Origin of the sequence: Methylomonas sp. HYX-M1 (assembly GCF_040741385.1) — a bacterium.
GTDB lineage: Bacteria > Pseudomonadota > Gammaproteobacteria > Methylococcales > Methylomonadaceae > Methylomonas > Methylomonas rhizoryzae.
In genome coordinates, this window is record NZ_CP160405.1 from 1,639,333 (window position 1) to 1,655,530 (window position 16,198).

Annotated in this window: 15 protein-coding genes, 1 tRNA gene and 1 CRISPR repeat array; of the genes, 9 read left to right on the plus strand and 7 right to left on the minus strand. The window is 52.0% G+C overall.

Annotated elements, in window-relative coordinates; all coding sequences use genetic code 11:
• Nucleotides 1–5 precede the first annotated feature (5 nt).
• The 9 genes from AB0A83_RS07580 to AB0A83_RS07620 all read left to right on the plus strand — a co-directional run bounded on the left by AB0A83_RS07580 (nt 6) and on the right by AB0A83_RS07620 (nt 8,008).
• Nucleotides 6–488: a GspH/FimT family pseudopilin gene (locus AB0A83_RS07580; RefSeq protein WP_150047687.1), complete on the plus strand. Its 483-nt coding sequence runs from the start codon at nt 6–8 to the stop codon at nt 486–488.
• Nucleotides 475–900 (plus strand): prepilin-type N-terminal cleavage/methylation domain-containing protein, encoded by a 426-nt coding sequence (locus AB0A83_RS07585; protein ID WP_150047688.1) that lies wholly within the window; start codon nt 475–477, stop codon nt 898–900. Before AB0A83_RS07580 ends, AB0A83_RS07585 begins: the two co-directional genes overlap by 14 nt.
• Nucleotides 897–1,595, plus strand: a complete 699-nt coding sequence (locus tag AB0A83_RS07590; RefSeq protein WP_150047689.1) for a prepilin-type N-terminal cleavage/methylation domain-containing protein — start codon at nt 897–899, stop codon at nt 1,593–1,595. The genes AB0A83_RS07585 and AB0A83_RS07590 overlap by 4 nt, the downstream gene beginning before the upstream one ends.
• A complete protein-coding gene (locus tag AB0A83_RS07595) occupies nt 1,582–2,586 on the plus strand; it encodes a general secretion pathway protein GspK (protein ID WP_367155915.1) in 1,005 nt (334 codons plus the stop codon). Before AB0A83_RS07590 ends, AB0A83_RS07595 begins: the two co-directional genes overlap by 14 nt.
• On the plus strand, nt 2,564–3,745 hold the full coding sequence (locus AB0A83_RS07600; protein WP_367155916.1) for a PilN domain-containing protein: 1,182 nt from the start codon (nt 2,564–2,566) through the stop codon (nt 3,743–3,745). Before AB0A83_RS07595 ends, AB0A83_RS07600 begins: the two co-directional genes overlap by 23 nt.
• Entirely contained in the window at nt 3,738–4,316 is a 579-nt protein-coding gene (gene gspM, locus AB0A83_RS07605; protein WP_150047692.1) for a type II secretion system protein GspM, read from the plus strand. The genes AB0A83_RS07600 and gspM overlap by 8 nt, the downstream gene beginning before the upstream one ends.
• Nucleotides 4,313–4,921 carry a hypothetical protein gene (locus tag AB0A83_RS07610; RefSeq protein ID WP_367155917.1) on the plus strand — a complete coding sequence of 203 codons (609 nt, stop codon included), beginning with the start codon at nt 4,313–4,315 and terminating at the stop codon, nt 4,919–4,921. Before gspM ends, AB0A83_RS07610 begins: the two co-directional genes overlap by 4 nt.
• The gene (gene gspD / locus AB0A83_RS07615) at nt 4,911–7,256 is read left to right on the plus strand and encodes a type II secretion system secretin GspD (protein WP_367155918.1); all 2,346 of its coding nucleotides are present in this window, start codon (nt 4,911–4,913) and stop codon (nt 7,254–7,256) included. The genes AB0A83_RS07610 and gspD overlap by 11 nt, the downstream gene beginning before the upstream one ends.
• 675 nt (nt 7,257–7,931) lie before the next feature.
• Nucleotides 7,932–8,008 (plus strand) — tRNA-Arg (locus tag AB0A83_RS07620).
• A 58-nt stretch (nt 8,009–8,066) separates the two neighbouring features.
• Here AB0A83_RS07620 and cas2 (AB0A83_RS07625) read toward each other — a convergent pair.
• The 7 genes from cas2 (AB0A83_RS07625) to AB0A83_RS07655 form a co-directional block, all read right to left on the minus strand.
• A complete protein-coding gene (cas2, locus tag AB0A83_RS07625) occupies nt 8,067–8,378 on the minus strand; it encodes a CRISPR-associated endonuclease Cas2 (RefSeq protein WP_150047695.1) in 312 nt (103 codons plus the stop codon).
• A complete protein-coding gene (locus tag AB0A83_RS07630; RefSeq protein WP_150047696.1) occupies nt 8,378–9,121 on the minus strand; it encodes a CRISPR-associated endonuclease Cas1 in 744 nt (247 codons plus the stop codon). Before AB0A83_RS07630 ends, cas2 (AB0A83_RS07625) begins: the two co-directional genes overlap by 1 nt.
• Complete coding sequence (cas1, locus tag AB0A83_RS07635; RefSeq protein ID WP_150047697.1) at nt 9,121–10,077, minus strand: CRISPR-associated endonuclease Cas1; 957 nt, start codon at nt 10,075–10,077, stop codon at nt 9,121–9,123. Before cas1 ends, AB0A83_RS07630 begins: the two co-directional genes overlap by 1 nt.
• A gap of 3 nt (nt 10,078–10,080) precedes the next feature.
• Nucleotides 10,081–10,365, minus strand: coding sequence for a CRISPR-associated endonuclease Cas2 (gene cas2 / locus AB0A83_RS07640; protein ID WP_150047698.1), 285 nt, complete (start codon nt 10,363–10,365; stop codon nt 10,081–10,083).
• Between the two features lie 133 nt (nt 10,366–10,498).
• A CRISPR array of direct repeats spans nt 10,499–13,010; the repeat unit is 37 nt; unit sequence GTCTTAATCCCTTCTTTATAAGGTCTGTTATTTAAAT.
• 73 nt (nt 13,011–13,083) lie between these two features.
• The gene (locus AB0A83_RS07645; protein WP_367155919.1) at nt 13,084–14,214 is read right to left on the minus strand and encodes a DUF1887 family CARF protein; all 1,131 of its coding nucleotides are present in this window, start codon (nt 14,212–14,214) and stop codon (nt 13,084–13,086) included.
• A gap of 124 nt (nt 14,215–14,338) precedes the next feature.
• Nucleotides 14,339–14,851: a transposase gene (locus AB0A83_RS07650; protein ID WP_367155920.1), complete on the minus strand. Its 513-nt coding sequence runs from the start codon at nt 14,849–14,851 to the stop codon at nt 14,339–14,341.
• Between the two features lie 7 nt (nt 14,852–14,858).
• Entirely contained in the window at nt 14,859–16,115 is a 1,257-nt protein-coding gene (locus tag AB0A83_RS07655) for a TIGR02710 family CRISPR-associated CARF protein (RefSeq protein WP_367155921.1), read from the minus strand.
• Nucleotides 16,116–16,198: the final 83 nt, after the last annotated feature.

Here is a 16,198-nt window from a genome sequence, read left to right on the forward strand (position 1 = left end):
CCGCCGTGCCGCTACGTTCGGCCGTTAAATCCGAGCGGGGTTTTACCTTGCTGGAGCTGATTATCGTGTTGTTCGTGATGGTAGTCGGTTTCGGCGTGGTTGCCAGTAATATCAACAACGGCGGGCAAAACACCCGCTTGCAGGCTGCGGCCAGGGATATTGCTTCCGCTTTGCGTTACGCTCACGGTCTGGCTTTGATGACCCGGCGGCCGGTCGCCGTCGCGGTCAACCTGGAAAACAACAGTTACCGCATCGGCAATGCCGGCAAAATCTATTGGTTGGACGAAGGAATAGAAATTTCGCTGACCGTCGCCGAAGACCAGTTCCGTGAAGGCCAAGAAGGCGCGATTTTGTTTTTCGGCGACGGCTCGTCGACCGGCGGGCGTATCGTATTGGAGTCGGGCAAGCTAAGCCGGCAAATCGACGTCAATTGGATTACCGGCGCGGTCAACTTGTCGGTTTGGCCTGTGTGGCATGCGGCGGCATAAAGGCTTTTCCTTGCTGGAAATTCTGGTCGCGTTCGCGGTGATGGCGATTGCCTTGACCATCGTGTTGCGTATTTTCGGCTCCGGGGTCAACGCGGCGGTCGTATCGGAAGAGTACATGCTGGCGACGCAAATCGCCGAATCCCTGATGGCCAGAACCGGCGTGGAAACCCCGTTGCAAGTAGGCGAAACCAACGGCGTCGAAGGCAACCGGTTTTATTGGCGCATTCGGATTACCCGGGTCGCCGGTCCGCCGGTCAATCAGGCCCGGTTCAAATCGCAGCAGCAGGAAACGCCGCCGGGGTTGGAATTGCTGGCGGTCAACGTGCGGGTCAATTGGGGAGAGGACGCGTTGCGGCAACGCTGGCTGGAATTGGATAATCTGAAGTTGTTCAGGGAGCAGGCGCCGCTGTGAGGACACCGGGCAGCCGCGGTTTTACCTTAATTGAAGTGTTGATTGCGATGACCTTGTTGGGCGTCATCGTGGTATTGCTGTTCGGCAGTTTACGCATCGCCGCGCAAAGCTGGTCGGCCGGCGAGCGGCGTATCGAGCAGGTCAATCAAAAAGCCGTGGTCTACCAGTTTTTCAAACGGCATTTAACCGCGGTCAGGCCGGTGCAAGCGCCGGAAAACAATGATGCTTTTGCATCGGAAACCGACCATGCCTTTCTTGGCTTGCCGCAACGCATGCGTTTCGTAGGGGCACTGCCGGCCAGTTCCGCGCGTAAAGGTTTGCAAATCTTCGATATTTTTGCCGATCCGCAGCGGCCGGGGGCGCTGCTGGTCACGCTGACTCCCTACCGGGACAGCGACGAATTACCGCCGCCGGAACCGCCGGAAGTGTTGCTGGACGGGGTCGCGGATTTCAAATTCGCCTATTTCGGCCAAACCGAAGACGTCGCCGAACGCGTCTGGCGGGATAAATGGGATGCGGCCGACCGCTTGCCCAAGCTGATTAAAGTATCGATTTTGTTGCAAGACGGCAGCTATTGGCCGGACATGATTTTTGCCTTGAAAATTACCCAAGCCGCCAATCCGGACGAAGTGGCGGACGACGATACGGATAACGACGAGAATGACGGCGCCGATGCGGACGATGGCGACGAATAAAAGGACAGTGGCGCTACGGGCGCCGAGAGCCGATCTGCTGCCGGGGCGTTATCGGCGGCAATCCGGTTTGGCTTTGGTGATCGTGATTTGGATTTTGACCTTGCTGACCTTGATGGCCGGCAGTTTTGCGATGACCATGCGGCGGGAAAGCAGCGTCAGCAATGCGATTCAAGCTAATGCCAGAGCGTTGGCTCTGGCGGAAAGCGGTATAATCCTGGCCGAGTTTCATCTGCAGCAACCCGACGCCCGCCGGCGTTGGCTGGCGAACGGGAGTGTTTATCAAATTCTGCGCGGCGACGAGGCGATCAGGATTAGAATTTTCGCCGAAAGCGGCAAAGTCGATATCAATACCGCCGGCGAGGCTCAATTGTCAGCCTTGTTGCAATGGGCGATAGGTAACGACGGTTTCGAGCAACAACGCTTGCTGAACGCTATATTGGATTGGCGCGACGCGGACGACGAAACGCGGATGCAAGGGGCCGAGCGGCGTCAATATCGCTTGGCCGGCCGGTCCTACGGGCCGAGCAATACCGCGTTTCAAACCCTGGAAGAACTGCAACTGGTACTGGGCATGCATCCGGCTCTATTCGAGCGTATGCGTCCTTACCTCACGGTGTATTCCGGCGCCGCGGAACTCGACGTGCGCAACGCGGCTCCGGAATTGCTGGATATTTTGGCTAGCGGTTTAAAGCAGCAGAATATTCGCGATCAAGCCCTGGAAAATCGGCTCGACGAAGAAGAGGACGGGGACGAAGCCGAGGCCGCGCCTTTAGGCGAGAACCAAACTTATACTATTATTGCCGAAGCGCTGTTGCCCGACCGGGCTTCGGCGGCACTGGAAACGGTTGCGCAAACCCAAGATATAGACGACGGCGAGAGCGCTTTTGCGGTGCTCGATTGGAGGGCGAATCTTCAAGGTCAATCGTTGTTCGACGAGGCAATGGATTACGCGGTAATTAACGTTCAAGATGAATTTAGATACAGCGATTGAAATCGACCTGAAAGGGTTTTTCCGGTGGTGGGCGCGCGAGCTGGCATTCTTGGTGCCCAAGTCTTTGCGCCGCCGCTTGAGCGACCGCTACGGCAGCGTGCTGTTGCGGTCGGCGGCGAACGGATTCGAACTGGATTACGCTGACGAAGACGGCGTTTCGCTGGTCAGACAGCGTTTCGAATTCGCGGCGCCGGAGGCGTTTCAAGCATTCAAAAGCCAATACCCGGCTTTGGACAAGGCCGAATTGGTGTTTCGATTGGCCAGTGGGCAAGCTCTGGCTAAAACGGTTTATTTGCCGCTGGCCGCCCAGGAAAACCTGCAACAAGTGGTCGGTTTCGAACTGGACCGTTACACGCCGTTTAGCGCCGATCAGGTATATTTTTCCGCCATGCCTTTGGGTAAGACCGAATTCGGTCAGATTCAGGTATTGCTGGTGGCGATACCGAAAGCCAACTTGGACGAACCGCTTAGGCAACTGGATTTGTTCGGTTTACGTCCGCACAAAGTGGAATATCAAGCCGCCGTGGAAGAATACGGCGAGGCTTGCGCCGGCTTCAATCTGTTACCCGAGCAGTATCGGCAACACCCCAGCGCGTTGAGTCAATCCGTACATTGGCTGGCGTGGGCCGCGATCTTGTTGTTGTCTCTGGCCGTGTTGATCTGGCCGGTATGGCTGCAAGCGCAGGCGGTCGATACTTTGAAGGAAAAAGTCAAACAATTGGAAAAGCAAAACCGTGCGGTCGATGCGCAACAAACCGAAATCGACGCCTTGCATGCGGAAACCCAAAAATTAATCGACATCAAACGCCGGTCTCCGGCGTTGCTGAGCGTGTTGGACGAGTTGAGCCGCTTACTGAACGACGATACCTGGCTCACCCACCTGAATTTCGCCGACAATCATTTGCAAATTCAGGGGCAATCGCCTGCCGCCTCGACTCTGATCGGCTTGCTGGAAGACTCGGCCTATTTCAACAATGTCAGCTTCGTATCGCCGTTGACCCAGGACAAGAACACCGGCCGTGAACGGTTCCAGATCAGCATGGACGTCGCCATGCCGGCGGCGGACGGTGCGAGTCCCGACGCGGAGGATGCGGGCGAGGCTGAGCTCAAGCCGGATTCGGCCGTCGGCCTCGACAATGCGGAGACGGCCGATGAGTAAAGTGCGGTTTCAGCGCTGGTTGGCGGTGGGCTTGTTGCTGACTGTGGTGGCGGTGTTAGTGTTCGCAATCATTGTTCCGGTGTTGTCGGCCGGCATCGCGTACAACGACGAAAAAAACGATTTGATGTTCCGCTTGCACCGGCAGCAGACCATCGCCGGCCGCGAGGCCGGCGTGGCGGAAAATTTAAAGGCCATCAAACAGGCCTTTACCGCTCAAGGCTATTTCAGCACCAGCAACACCGAGGCTTTGGCCTCCGCCGAGCTGCAAAACATCGTCAAGACCGCGGTGTCGGAAGCCGGCGGCCAGCTGACCAGCACTCAGGGCTTGCCGGGCAAATTGTCCGACGGTTTTTTCCGGGTCGCGGTCAAGGTGCGGATGACCGCGACCATGGAGGCCTTGGTCAACGTGTTGTTGCGAATCGAATCCGAAATTCCGGTGTTGGTGGTCGATCAGTTGGACATCAACCCGGTACGCGGCACCCGTAACCGCAAAACCAATAAAGTCGAAGCCAGCGAGCAGCTGAATGTCAGTTTTCAGGTGGTCAGTTTCATGCGGAGCCCGGGATCGTGAACAGCAGATTACTGAAATGGCAGTTGTCGGCTTGCGGCTTGCTGAGCGTGGTATTGGCGGTAGAATGGCGCTTGGGAGTGATGGCTCAAGAAGACCTGGTGGCCATGCTCAACCGTAAACTGGCTAGCGAATACGATACCAGCGAATTGCCGGCATTGAAGTTACCTCAACGTAGCGCGGAAAATTACTTGGCAGTCATCGAGCGTCCGCTGTTTTTAGAGGGCCGCAAACCGTTGCCGCCGGAACCCGATCCGCAGGACGCGCCGCAGGCGGCCGAAACCGGCGAAATCGACGACTGGCAGTTGATCGGCATTTATCAAACCAAAATACGTAAATACGCCTTGTTTCGTAAGCAGAACGAGGCCAAAAAATTTGTCAAATTGTACGAAAACCAAGCGATTTCCGGTTGGCAGTTGCAAAACATCCAATCCGACCGGGTGATATTGCAGCAGAACGAGCAGCAAAAATCGCTGATGCTCAGAAAACCGCGTCCGCAATTGCCCGCCGCACAACCGCCCAAGAAAAATGCGCCGGCCCCTGCGCCAGGGAAACCGCCGGTTCCGGCACGAACCCCACCCCCCGAGAACAAAGACGATGAAACGTAACACAAGTCGAATAACGCCGTTGTTGGCGTTAGCGCTGACGATGACGGGCTGTGAATTTCTCGGCCCGCAGTTGCACCAAAAAATGCCGTTGCCCGTGGTAACGCCGTTGCCGGACGATCCCGCGCCGGAGCAGCCGAAAGTCGAGCAAAAAGTGACCAAGGTTGAAGTGTTTCCGAACGAGGAAGCCAGCATAGGCTCGGGGTCTTCGGCATTCGCCCCTAAACTTAGCGGCGGAAAAGGCGAGTACAGCCTGAATTTCGACGATGCCGATCTTGGCGAAGTCGCGAAAGTGATTTTGAGCGATATTTTGGGCAAAAATTATACGCTCAGCCCGCAAGTGACCGGCAAGGTCACGCTGCAAACCACGCAAATGCTCAGCAAGCAGGACTTGATCCCGACGCTGGAGATGATACTCAGCTTGAACAACGCGGCGTTGGTAGACCAAAACGGCATTTATTTGATTAAGCCCACCAACGAAGCGGTGTTCAGCAGTTCTTTCAAAACCCTGGGCAGTTCGCGTTTGCCGTCCGGTTACCAGACGCGGGTCATTCCGGTCCGCAACGTATCGGCCAATGAAATTGCCGATATATTGAAACCGTTGTTGCCGGAAAAATCGCTGGTGGTTGCCGATCCGAACCGTAACATCCTGGTGGTGTCCGGTTCCGCCAACGAATTGGACAGAATTTTGGACGTGGTGCAAACCTTCGATATCGACATGCTGAAAGGCCGCTCGTTTGCGTTGTTTACTCCGGCCCACGTCGACGCGACCAAAATCATCGAAGAACTGGATCAAATCTTCGGGCGGCAGGGCATCGCGGCGGAAGGCGACAAACCCGCGGCAAATAATGCCGGCGGCAACGGTTTTTTCCGGTTTTTCGAAATCGAAAGGCTGAACGCGATTTTGGCGATTACCCACAACCCCAAATACTTGCGCGACATCGAAACCTGGGTGTACCGCCTGGACCGCACCAATAACGACGCCAATAACGGCGTTAACGTCTATCGCGCGCAGCACGTCAACGCGGTGGATTTGGCCAATACCTTGGGCAACATCTTCGGTACCGGCGGTGTTCGCGGTTCCAACTCGGCATCCATCGCCTCCGGGCGGCGTTCCACATCGGCCAGCAATCGTAGCGGCAGTTCCGGATTCAGCAGCTCCGGCTCCGGTTCGAGCGCAAGTTCCGGTTCCACTATCGGCAGTTCCGGTAGCGGCACCGGCAGTTCCTCGGCTCGCACGACGTCGGGCACGGACAACCGGGCCTTGGCGGACCGCAACAACGAGCGCAACAACAGCGGGTTCGGCGGCAGCACAATCGCCGGTTCCAACGTGAATACCCTGGGCGGTACCGGTTTCAACAACCTCAATCCGGAAATGGCCAACGTGCGGATTATTCCGGACGAAACCAACAATGCTTTAATTATTGTGGCCGGTTCGCAAGAGTACGCCAAAATCGAAAAAGTCATCAAACAGTTGGACGTACTGCCGTTGCAAGTGTTGATCGACGCGACCATCGTCGAAGTCACGCTGAACAACGACTTGCAATACGGTATCGAGTGGTTTTTCAGTCACCAGAACGGCGGCATCAACGAAGTTTCCGGCGGTTCGCCCGGTAAAGACAGCGGCGGCATCAGTTTGAGCGACATCGGTACCGCTGCAGCGACTAGCGGGTTTTCCTACGCTTTCGCCAGCAATACCGGCGACATCAAGGCGGTGTTGAACGCCGCCGCCAGTAAAAACAACGTCAACGTGATTTCGTCGCCGTCGCTGATGGTATTGAATAACCAGGAAGCGTCGATACGGGTCGGCGACTCGGTGCCGATTCGTTCTTCCGTGACCAGTAATACCAGCAGCACCACGACCACAAACGGCATCGTGCAGACCAGCTCGATACAAATGATAGATACCGGGGTCAATTTGCAAGTGCGGCCAAGGGTTAACGCCGGCGGCTTGGTGCTGATGGATGTGTTGCAAAGCGTCGATCAGGCGGTAAAAACCGATACCAGCGAAAGCATCGATTCTCCCACCATCCAAAAACGCGAAATTCAAACCCAGGTGGCGGTACAAAGCGGGGAAACTTTGGTATTGGGGGGCTTGATTAAAGAAGACAACACCTATAACAAGTCCGGCGTGCCGTTGTTGCACGAGATTCCGCTGCTGGGACCGCTGTTCGGCGCTACCACGCGCAACAAAGACAAAAAAGAACTGGTGGTGATGATCACCCCGCGGGTGGTCAACAGCCGGGTGGATGCGCAATTGATTACCGACGAATTCCGCCGTAAATTGTCGGCAATATACGACGTGCCCAGGGAACCGGCACAGCCGGTGGTGCAGTAAGTGAAAAGGCATCCGGCCCGGCGCGGGTTTCGTCGGCGATAATTGCAATAGGCCGGATTTTCTGACAAGCGAATAACGGCTATTTGCATTCTGAGGTTGGAATGAAAGCCACTGGGATGTAATGTTGAGTCCGGTTATTTGGTTGGATTTCAGTGCTCGGAAAATTCACCGTTTGGCAGGGCAAGGCATGATCGTCTTGTCTATAGTGCCCAACTATGTGTAGAGACAATTTACTATGCCTTTTTGTGACGGATAAACGGCGTTAATATCCGAGGCCGGTTGGCATCGCTTCCGCGATGAATTTTGCAAACACGATTGGGTTAGAAATACGCGGGATTGATGAACGCGCAAGGAGCGATTTTATCGCTACCCTCCTATTCCGACGAGATTGGCTAGCGTCGCAGGGGGGTATGAAACAAGGGGATTGGATGGAAGATCGGGTTTGAGCGATGGGCAAATATTGCCTCGAACCCGCGTCGTAAGGAATGCCGTTCACCATCCCCATCGGCCATGATCCCATTTGTTCTCTACAAACAAGCTGAAAACTTCCTCGCAACCGCGTATAATCCCCTCTCTTGTTTAAGCAGGGATCAGGTTCGCAAGCAACGATGAGGCAATCAACCGTGCCTATACTTTATCGATGCAATTTGCGGCCTACATATTCCGTTCCATATTGCGCCCTTAGCTCAGCTGGATAGAGCGCGGCCCTCCGGAGGCCGAGGCCAGAGGTTCGAATCCTCTAGGGCGCGCCATTTTGACATCTACCCCCAAACCGCATTTTGGCTCTGTGCCCTGGATGTGCCTCTTTGCCTAACTGCCAAAAATTCGGTTAACGCCGCCGGTAAACAGCAGCACATCCTCGGGAAAATACTGCTGTCCCAGCGTCACAGCCTGCGTATTGATGGGTAAGCGGTAACAACGCACATCGTCCTCGTTGGCTTTGATTTTTTGTTCAATCCGTTCCAACAAGCGACGCAGTTTTGGGCGCTTCATTACCACGGTAAACACCGAATACTGCACCGGCAAGCCTTGTTTCTTCAAAATCCGATGGACTTTGCCCAATCGTCGTGGATCGGCAATATCATAGGCAATCAAATACAAACCCAGCTGGCTATCGGCCATCAGCTCACCGACAACAAAAACTGCTGCAATTTGTTGATGGTACTGCGGAACAATAAATAACCACGATCGGCACGCTGCTGAAACAGTTCCGCCATGGCCCGCATCGACGAGGCATCCGGCTCGGTACTAGAAGCCAACAACAGCGGATAAAAATCCCACAACAGCAAACGGCTTATAAACCCGGATAAATCCGGATCGTTGACCATTAATGCTTCATCGTCTGCGCAAAATCCGGCTTCCGGCAGCCAAACCAGCAACTCGGCGTGCAAGATATTTTCCAGCAGATTGGCACGGTACCGCCCCTCGCTGCCCAAACTAACCAACAGTTGCCGACGTAATGTCGGCACCGGCACTTCCCGCCAATCCAACAAACCGACGCGCCGGGCAAAACTGCGGGCAGCCATTTTTTCCATGGCCAAGGTCCAGTTTTCAAACAGCCCCGGACCATCGGCGCGGGCCAGTAAATCGACTAAACGCTGCGTCAAGGATTGGCGTTCGCTGGCACGTCCCAACCAGCGGGCACGCATTTCGCCGTTTTTCTCCAAAAACAACACCGTAATTCCGGCATCGGCGCAAGCCAATAATGCCGACATCGACCAATCCACTAAACCCTTGCACACCACGCGCGACACTCTGGATAGCGGGAACAACTGATCGGCCTTATCCGCCAAGGACACCCGTAGCGCAGGCTCATCCAGCACCACGCGGCAACCCGTCGAGCCGTCAATGTATAGCGGCCGCATCAGCGTGACTCATAGGCCAGTTGATAACGCTTGCTCAATGCATGCCCATAACGACGCAGCAAACGCCGGGCTGCCGCCGCATGCGATTCATAAAACGCATAAAAATGTGATCGGCCGGTTTTGTTCAGCAAACAGCGACCATTGTCGTCGCTGAAATGCTCCAAGCGCAGGGTTCGCTCCCGAAACATCTGCCATACCCAGCCGTCCAGCAGCGGCCGCAACGGTTCCATCAAATCGCAAGCCAGCGACTCGCGGCCGAAACTGACGTCGTGGTAAAACCCCAACATACTGTCCAAGCCGACGATATGACAGGCTCTCACCGCATCGTAATGCAACAGCGTATAGCCTAGCGACAAACAGGCATTAACCGGATCGGGCGGCGGACGCTTATGACGGCCGTTAACATTGAGCGACGGTGCAAACAATTGGGTAAAACCGCCAAAATACGCAGCTGCGGCAGCACCTTCGTAACCGCGCAAACTGTCCAGCGTAAAAGCCGACTGTTCATCGCGTAACCGACCAAGGATACCGGCCAGGGTTTGGCTAGCGCTGGTCAACGGGTGGCGCAAATCAGGCCGCTCCGCCAGTGCCCGTTTAATCAGGCGCAGTTGCGCACGCACTTTGACCAACACCAGCCAGCGCGCCAGCGGCATCCGACAATCCTCATCCATACTGGTGCGATATTGCCCCAAACGCCGGCTACTGTCGCTGTGGCCCCGCCCGGCCAGCATCGCCGTGGCTTCGGTATTGCGCCCGGACAGCACCAGCAAACCGATATTTCGCTCGCTCAAAGCACCCAACACCCGGCTTTCCAGTTGCACGTTGCCACGCAGCACCACCCGGTCCAGTAAATGCAACGGCACCGAGCCCTTGCGCGCACCATCCTCATACAAAGCCAACGCCTGACCATCCAACTTGATGCCCAGATTCTTGCGATCCAGATACAAACTGCTCATCCATTACCCCACGTAATAAAACGATCCATCCTGAGGCGGAACCGCCTTGCCCAAGGTGCGCACGTGTTTGGCGCCCGCCAGGCGCAACACGATAAAGCGGTCTTCTTCAGGGTTTATGACGAAGGCTATCTCTTCCAGCAGTTGGCGCTTTTCCGCATCGGTCAAAAAGCACTCGAACACCGACTTTTGTCCGCCCGACGCATAAGCGCGCAAGACATACAGCGCCTTGCGCAGGCGCCGGTTGCAGGAAATGTCGTAAGCCGCCAGATAGAGATGCCGTTGAGTCATGGCCGCAATATACCCGGAACCGAGCCGTCGGCCGGCATTGGCAAGCTTGCGAGGATTGAGGTAGCGGCGACGCCAGTCGCGATTTGCAGGGTTTCAATCGCGACGACGCGTCGCTCCTACGACAGCTTTTTCCATCTTAATCCCTTCTTTATAAGGTCTGTTATTTAAATTTTGGGGGTCGATAAAAAAAGAGATGAGCGCCTCGTCTTAATCCCTTCTTTATAAGGTCTGTTATTTAAATTTGAAAGATTTTGGGGCTGATCATTCGGCTGATATGTCTTAATCCCTTCTTTATAAGGTCTGTTATTTAAATATACTTTAACCGTGCTTTAGATAAACACACCGGTCTTAATCCCTTCTTTATAAGGTCTGTTATTTAAATAAATACAGCGGCAAGTATTGGTCAATCGCAAAAAGGTCTTAATCCCTTCTTTATAAGGTCTGTTATTTAAATCCATTTGGGATGAAATTGTCGCTAACGAAGGGTCTTAATCCCTTCTTTATAAGGTCTGTTATTTAAATAAAAAACCATGAAAATTATGCATATAAAGCGATGGTCTTAATCCCTTCTTTATAAGGTCTGTTATTTAAATACTTCTACACATATACAGATAGGTTCCAAACTGTGTCTTAATCCCTTCTTTATAAGGTCTGTTATTTAAATCTGCTAATCTTGCGGCTAAAGCAGAATGTTCTAGGTCTTAATCCCTTCTTTATAAGGTCTGTTATTTAAATCGAAAGATTATTATATAGTTTAAATACTGAGGTCTTAATCCCTTCTTTATAAGGTCTGTTATTTAAATAAGTCATTAACATGGCCAATAACATTTATTGGATGTCTTAATCCCTTCTTTATAAGGTCTGTTATTTAAATTAGCCGGAATAGCTTATACAGCTGTTTACGAAGGTCTTAATCCCTTCTTTATAAGGTCTGTTATTTAAATGCTAGCTGGTGCTGACTTAGCTGGTGCTAACTGTCTTAATCCCTTCTTTATAAGGTCTGTTATTTAAATATCTAACGGATGCTAACCTAACGGGAGCTAATTTGTCTTAATCCCTTCTTTATAAGGTCTGTTATTTAAATAACTCTATGAGGAAGACTGTTGAGCAAGCAGTTAGTCTTAATCCCTTCTTTATAAGGTCTGTTATTTAAATAATAATAGCCAACCAGTTAACTAAAAAAACTGGGTCTTAATCCCTTCTTTATAAGGTCTGTTATTTAAATGGATCTTTCCGTGTTGAATCGGTGGCTTACTGGGTCTTAATCCCTTCTTTATAAGGTCTGTTATTTAAATATTTTAAAATGGCTACTAAAAAAACCCCAGCTCCTGTCTTAATCCCTTCTTTATAAGGTCTGTTATTTAAATAAAAAGGTGAACAAAAATGAACGTAATCGTAAAAAGTCTTAATCCCTTCTTTATAAGGTCTGTTATTTAAATATAAAGACAGTTGCAGCATATACAGCCTAGAAGCATGTCTTAATCCCTTCTTTATAAGGTCTGTTATTTAAATAACGAAGCAGTCATGAGTCAATACACGAAGCATCAGGTCTTAATCCCTTCTTTATAAGGTCTGTTATTTAAATGAAACAAATCCCCCTGCAATAACTCCAGCCGCTTTGTCTTAATCCCTTCTTTATAAGGTCTGTTATTTAAATTTTCGGAACGATAGATCTTGTCCTGTTTCAGGATGTCTTAATCCCTTCTTTATAAGGTCTGTTATTTAAATAAAATGGCCACTCAATCTCAACCTAAAAAAACGTCTTAATCCCTTCTTTATAAGGTCTGTTATTTAAATAGCTGACCTTGTCGATGTTAGATACGCTTATGGTCCGTCTTAATCCCTTCTTTATAAGGTCTGTTATTTAAATATCCGGTTTCAGTCAAAACAAGCGTTCCAGTGCCGTCTTAATCCCTTCTTTATAAGGTCTGTTATTTAAATTACCTTTCTCGAAAAGGCTGCAATAGAGGGAATCGTCTTAATCCCTTCTTTATAAGGTCTGTTATTTAAATCGGTGGCAAAAGGGGTTTTTCACCGCTAGGGAAGGTCTTAATCCCTTCTTTATAAGGTCTGTTATTTAAATCCTTAACTTAAAGTAGCCGCAAGGACGCGGCGCCCGTCTTAATCCCTTCTTTATAAGGTCTGTTATTTAAATAAACAGCGCCGATTATTTTCATATCAGAAAAGGTCTTAATCCCTTCTTTATAAGGTCTGTTATTTAAATCACAGTTACAGCATGGGTCCGTGGTCTGAACGCGTCTTAATCCCTTCTTTATAAGGTCTGTTATTTAAATGTCTCACGACGCCAACCTAACCGACTGGTTAGGTGTCTTAATCCCTTCTTTATAAGGTCTGTTATTTAAATGCAACAATCGTTTCAGCATTAATCGAATGGGCGGCGTCTTAATCCCTTCTTTATAAGGTCTGTTATTTAAATTCGACGCGGTTACGATATCATAACCGAATAAACGTCTTAATCCCTTCTTTATAAGGTCTGTTATTTAAATTGGTTATAACTCAAGACTATGGCTGAATACGTCTTAATCCCTTCTTTATAAGGTCTGTTATTTAAATTACGATGTTAAAGAAACCTTGCACTTAGAACTACGTCTTAATCCCTTCTTTATAAGGTCTGTTATTTAAATCGCTTGATGGTATTCTCCTTTTGGTTTCAATGGGTTGGAAATGGGGTTGCCAAGATTTTTCATTTTTCTACTGTTATCTATCGGCTGTCAGCCAGTCATGCAGGTGATGTTGTAAATTTCTCAGGTCGGTTTTGCAGCAGAGTGCGATTTTCAGGTCCCTGGCGCGGGCGCGCGTGGCTTTGCCGGGGTCGTTAAAACTAACCAACATGGCTTTGGCTTGCAGGCCACCGATCAAGTCGCGCAGGCTGTCGAGTTTATACAAGACGTCGGCGTTCTTTTCAAATTGCTTGGTTTTGCATTCGATCAAGTGCAGGCGGTTGGCCCTGATCAAACCTACGTCGATCTCATTTTTAACCGGGGTTTTTCCGGCGGGTTGGCGTTGAATAGTGACGTTGCAGGCGATATCCTGAATATTCAACGTTTTTTTCAGATTCAAACAAATCCCGTAGGTATGTAGCTCCAGCCAACCGCCGTTGGTCATGAAACGGGCGTCGGCATCGGTAAAGCGCAGGCGATGGCCGCTGATACGACACGTACCTGCTCGTTCGAATAATTCCAATAATTCCCACAGCATGGGTTTCGATTGCGGTCCGTGCTCCACTTCGACCGTCAGCGTGGGATTGTCAGCCTTATAGGCCAGGTAATTGAGCGCACCCAGGTCGTCGGCGTAGCGCTCTATGTCGGTTAGCAGAGTTTCGGTTAGGGTTCTGATTTCGGGCCTGACGCCGTGCGGTTCCGGAATGTCGACCTGGCAGGCGCCGTAAGCCATTAGATATTCTTTAAGCTTTAGCCTGTCCGCCAGCTCGTGCGACGCCTGTTTGGGCGATAACCACAGCAGACTGTCTCGCTCGGGGTGAACGTAATAAATGGGCGCATTCATACTCCGAAAGGCTTCATACGCGGCGATGCTCATCAGTTTGGTGCCGCCGGTGGCATTGAGGGCCAGTTCGCCGTCGGCGGTTGCTCCGAGGATGTCCAATACCGCATCGCTGATTTGGCTGGCGTCCCAGGCATCGTCGATTGGGTATTGTTCGACGTTAATGCCGCGCGGTTTAAAGATCGCTTCCAGGGCGTTGGCGCGTTCGCACATGTCCGGGCTGACCAACATCAACACTTTTTTTGGTTTGATGGCTTCATCCAGCATGGGGGTGAGGTTGGGGATCGGCTGGGCGGAGACGAGAATCAGGTGGGCTGTGGGTTTCATGGGTTTTGCCTGGTTTGCTGGCGATGGTTGCTTGTAGGAGCGACGCACAGTCGCGATTTTAAAGAACCAGCCGCGACAAGCACCGTTAAAATCGCGACTGGCGTCGCTCCTACCAATAAGGACATCAAAACCATATCGCATCCCAATGAGGATAGTCGCCGATGCGTTCCACTAATCCGGCGCGCAAGGGATTGGCGATGATGTAGCGCGCCAGGTTTTTCAATTCCTCCTCTTGGCGCACGGCATGGTCGTGAAAACCGGCTTGCCAGACGGGGTTGCCTATTTGTTTGGCTGATGCGGCTTTGACGGCCTGTACCAGTTGCGATAGCGATTTACTTTGTCCCAGCGTTAGCAGCCAATGCAAATGGTCGGGCATGACCACGTAAGCCAGGGTATCGGCGGTCATGCGGCGTTGCTCTGCGATCAAGGTCTGGACCAAAAGCCGTGCAGCGCGGAAATCGGCGAAAACCGGATTCCGATACTGAGTAACCGTGCTAATGAGATAGATTTGTCCCGGAATGGAAACCCGGCCTTTGCGTAAATTGCCACCCTCGGGTTTTTGTAGGGGCGACGTACAGTCGCGATGATTGTTTGAATCGCGACTATGCGTCGCTCCTACAGGCGCTCTCGCAGGCATGGGCCAATCAGCCTCGATAGACATCAGGCAATTGCGGCGGCATTTGTTTGATGCCGGCTTTGGTGGCCTCTTCAAGCAGCATGGGGATGAAATGCTCGTTAAGCCATTGTTCGATGAGTTGCCAGTTGGCGCGACTGATCGGCTCAAAGCCGTGCGCCAGAATAGAGTTGTTGCGGATTTTCAAATGGTTCAGCAACTCTTTTTCCTGTTGCCGGATTAACTGCGCGGCGGGGCCTTGGGTGTGGTGTTTGACCAACTGCCAGGCATCGAATAAGCCGACTTGATATTTGCCGTCGCGGTTGGGTTTTAAATTCATTGCCGCGGGGATTTGTTCGGCCTGTATATCCCCGGTTTTGAGGTTGCATTGGGTTTGCAGTAGCCATTGCGCCGTCCATTCGATCAGCCGATAGATACGGGCGATGGCGTCATCGTAACGACCTTGGGCGGCGCGGCGCTGGGCGTTGCGATACAGATCGAATAGGCGGGCGGCATCGCGTTTCTCGGGTTTTATATCATTTAGGGCCCGCGCGACATTCAGGTAGCGGTTGAGCGATTCTGAAGCATAGTGCTGCAAAATCTGGAATGCGGTTTGATGGTTAAAGTTATCCCATTCGGCAAAGGCCCGGCTCAATTCTCGCAAGCGGGTGTATTCGTTTCTCATGCCTTTGGGCGGTTTGAATTGCTCCAAACCGGCAACGGCTTCGCTGTAGGCATAACGGCTCCAGGTTTGCCGATACGGCGCACTCAGTCGTTGGTAGCGAATTTGCTGACAATCCGCACTGTCGGAGAATTGCGAGCCGTCCTGGACTTTGATCAAATCGCTGCGGGTACCAGTGACCAGTTTCAGTTCGACATCCGGGTGTTCCAGCGCAGCCATCACCAAACCGGCGCTCATGGATTTGGTGCCGCCGGTGTAATCGGCGGCAATTTTGGCAGCGGGGTAGCGGGCAGTTAAGTCATCTATAACTTGGCTACAATCAAGATAAATACGATCCAAATCGTCGGCCAGAGTGATCTTGATCTCGAACTGATTGGGATTGAGGCCAGTTTGGGCGGGAATGTTGGGCAGACTGGGTTTTTCATCCGCAAACTTGTCTTTGATGCAACTGCCTGTTCCCTCTATTTGTAAATTGGAGCCCGCTTTACCGGTAGCCGGATCTTTGTCGGTGCAGATAAACGCTACGTAATCCGGGCGCAGGTCGTTAATCGCGCTAACGATGGGTTGGTGGCTACCGCCTACGGTGCAGATGAGGATTTGGGTCATGGGTTAGTTATTGGTTGAGTTGTTGTAGGAGCGACGCCAGTCGCGATTCCAAATCAAATTCGCGACTGGCGTCGCTCCTACAA

Bases quoted from the DNA above. Each gene is read 5' to 3' on its own strand.
- AB0A83_RS07585 (WP_150047688.1), top strand. From the start codon at position 475: ATGCGGCGGCATAAAGGCTTTTCCTTGCTGGAAATTCTGGTCGCGTTC.
- AB0A83_RS07595 (WP_367155915.1), top strand. From the start codon at position 1,582: ATGGCGACGAATAAAAGGACAGTGGCGCTACGGGCGCCGAGAGCCGAT.
- AB0A83_RS07600 (WP_367155916.1), top strand. From the start codon at position 2,564: ATGAATTTAGATACAGCGATTGAAATCGACCTGAAAGGGTTTTTCCGG.
- gspM (WP_150047692.1), top strand. From the start codon at position 3,738: ATGAGTAAAGTGCGGTTTCAGCGCTGGTTGGCGGTGGGCTTGTTGCTG.
- gspD (WP_367155918.1), top strand. From the start codon at position 4,911: ATGAAACGTAACACAAGTCGAATAACGCCGTTGTTGGCGTTAGCGCTG.
- cas2 (WP_150047695.1), bottom strand. From the start codon at position 8,378: ATGGCCGATAGCCAGCTGGGTTTGTATTTGATTGCCTATGATATTGCC.
- AB0A83_RS07630 (WP_150047696.1), bottom strand. From the start codon at position 9,121: ATGCGGCCGCTATACATTGACGGCTCGACGGGTTGCCGCGTGGTGCTG.
- cas1 (WP_150047697.1), bottom strand. From the start codon at position 10,077: ATGAGCAGTTTGTATCTGGATCGCAAGAATCTGGGCATCAAGTTGGAT.
- cas2 (WP_150047698.1), bottom strand. From the start codon at position 10,365: ATGACTCAACGGCATCTCTATCTGGCGGCTTACGACATTTCCTGCAAC.
- AB0A83_RS07645 (WP_367155919.1), bottom strand. From the start codon at position 14,214: ATGAAACCCACAGCCCACCTGATTCTCGTCTCCGCCCAGCCGATCCCC.
- AB0A83_RS07650 (WP_367155920.1), bottom strand. From the start codon at position 14,851: ATGCCTGCGAGAGCGCCTGTAGGAGCGACGCATAGTCGCGATTCAAAC.
- AB0A83_RS07655 (WP_367155921.1), bottom strand. From the start codon at position 16,115: ATGACCCAAATCCTCATCTGCACCGTAGGCGGTAGCCACCAACCCATC.